Source organism: Acidovorax sp. KNOB132 (genome assembly GCF_057541515.1).
Map to the genome: position 1 here is coordinate 1 of NZ_BAAJYT010000375.1, position 2,681 is coordinate 2,681.

Below are 2,681 nucleotides of genomic sequence, written 5' to 3' on the forward strand. Positions count from 1 at the left end.
AGTACGGCTTTTTGAACGCCTTCTGGGCCATCGTGGCCACGGGGCTCATCATCTTCCTGGCAGGCCTGCCGATCAGCGTGTACGCCGCGCGCTACGGCGTGGACATGGACCTGCTCACGCGCGGGGCGGGCTTTGGCTACATCGGCTCACCATCACCTCGCTTGATCTACGCCACCTTCACCTTCATCTTCTTCGCGCTGGAGGCGGCCGTGATGGCCTATGCGCTGGAGCTGGCGCTGGACATCCCGCCGCGCTGGGGCTACCTCATCTGCGCGTTGGCGGTGATCCCGCTGGTCACGCACGGGGTGTCGGCCATCAGCCGGCTGCAGGTCTGGACGCAGCCGCTGTGGCTGGTGATGCTGGTGGTGCCGTTCGTGTACGTGCTGGCGCGCGATCCTGGTGCATTCACCGGGGTGATGCACTACGGCGGTGAATCCGGTGCGGTCTCCACGTTCAATCTGCCCTTGTTTGGTGCGGCGCTCACCGTGGGCATCGCCCTCATCACCCAGATGGGCGAGCAGGCCGACTACCTGCGCTTCATGCCCGCGCGCACGCCGGCCAACCGCTGGCGCTGGTGGCTCGGGGTGCTGGCCGGCGGGCCGGGCTGGGTCGTGCTGGGCGTGGTCAAGATGCTGGGCGGCGCGCTGCTGGCGTACCTGGCGATCCGCCACATGGTGCCGGTGGAGCGCGCGGTGGACCCGAACCAGATGTACCTGGCGGCGTACGAATACGTGTTCCCGCACTACGGCTGGGCGGTGGCGGCCACGGCGCTGTTCGTCGTCGTCTCGCAGATCAAGATCAACGTGACCAACGCCTACGCCGGCTCGCTGGCGTGGAGCAACTTCTTCTCGCGCCTGACGCACAGCCACCCGGGGCGGGTGGTGTGGGTGGTGTTCAACACGCTCATCGCGTTCATGCTCATGGAGATGAACGTGTTTAAGGCGCTGGGACAGGTGCTGGGGCTGTATTCCAACCTCGCCATCGCCTGGATGATGGCGGTGGTGGCCGACCTGGTGGTGAACAAGCCGCTGGGCCTGTCGCCCCGGGGCATCGAGTTCAAGCGCGCGCACCTGTACGACATCAACCCGGTGGGCGTGGGGGCCATGGCGCTGGCCTCGGGGCTGTCCATCGTGGCGCACCTGGGGCTGTTCGGGCCGCTGGCGCAGGCGTTCTCGGCCGTGATCGCCATGGTGACGGCCTTCGTCGCGGCGCCGCTCATCGCCTGGGCCACGCGCGGGCGCTATTACCTGGCCCGGCCCGCCGGTGCCCAGGCGCCGGCCGTGGGCACGCCCGGGGCCTGGGCGGTGCAGCGCTGCGTGGTGTGCGAGCGCGAGTACGAGGCGCCCGACATGGCGCAATGCCCCGCCTACCGCGGCACCATCTGCTCGCTGTGCTGCACGCTGGATGCGCGCTGCGGCGACATGTGCAAGCCCCACGCGCACCTGGCCGTGCAGTGGAGCGCGGCCCTGCGCTGGGTGCTGCCGCGGCGGGTGTGGCGCATGCTCGACACGGGCCTGGGCCACTTCCTGCTGCTGATGCTGGTGATCGCCCCGCTGCTGGCCGCGGTGTTCGGGCTGTTCTACCACCAGGAGCTGCAGACGCTCACCCCCCTGGCGCCCGACAGCGGCCCGGGCACCGCCGCCGTGCCGGGCACGCATGCCGCGCTGCGCTCGGGGCTGCTCAAGGCCTATCTGGCGCTGCTGGTCATCTCGGGCATCGTGGCCTGGTGGCTGGTGCTGGCGCACAAGAGCCGCAAGGTCGCGCAGGAGGAATCCAACCGCCAGACCCACCTGCTGCAGCGCGAGATCCACCTGCACCGCCAGACCGACCAGGCCCTGCAGGAGGCCCGCCGCATCGCCGAGCACGCGCGCTCGCAGGCCGAGCAGGCGCGCGGCGTGGCCGAGGAAGCGCGCGAGGAGGCCGAGGGCGCCCGGCTGCTGGCCGACCAGGCCAACCAGGCCAAGAGCCGCTACATCAGCGCCATCAGCCACGAACTGCGCACGCCGCTCAACAGCATCCTGGGCTATGCCCAGCTCATGGGCGAGGACGCCGCCGTGCCGCCGCACCGCCAGCAGGCCGTGAGCGTGATCCGCCGCGGCGGCGAGCATTTGCTGTCGCTCATCGAGGGCACGCTGGACATCGCCCGCATCGAAAGCGGCAAGCTCACGCTGCAGGTGAGGCCCATGCGCTTTGCCGACTGCCTGCACGAGATGTGCGACATGTTCGAGCCGCAGGCGCGCGCCAAGGGGCTGGCGTTCCGCTTCGAGCCGCAGGGCACCTGGCCCGAGTGGGTGCGCGGCGACGACAAGCGCGTGCGCCAGATCCTCATCAACCTCATCGGCAACGCCATCAAGTTCACCGCCAGCGGCCATGTGCGGCTGGCGGTGCGGCACGCGCGCGAGCTGGCCCTGATCGAAATCGAGGACAGCGGCCCGGGCCTCACCGAGGCCGAGCGCGCCAGCATCTTCGAGCCCTTCGCGCGCGGCGCGGCCAGCAGCCAGGGCGCCGCGCCCGGCGCGGGCCTGGGGCTCACCATCGCCAAGATGCTCACCGAACTGATGGGTGGCGAGATGACGGTGACCAGCACCCCGGGCGCGGGCGCGCTGTTCCGCATCCGCCTGTTTCTGCCCGAGGTGCACCCGGGCGCAGTGGGCGAGGCCCTGGGCCCCGCGCGCCTGCGC

1 protein-coding gene is annotated in these 2,681 nt (G+C 70.5%); it reads left to right on the forward strand.

All coding sequences use genetic code 11. The features are described from left to right. The coding region (locus tag AC27IO_RS22610) for an ATP-binding protein (RefSeq protein ID WP_498740883.1) at positions 1-2,681 on the forward strand (2,681 nt) is incomplete at both ends.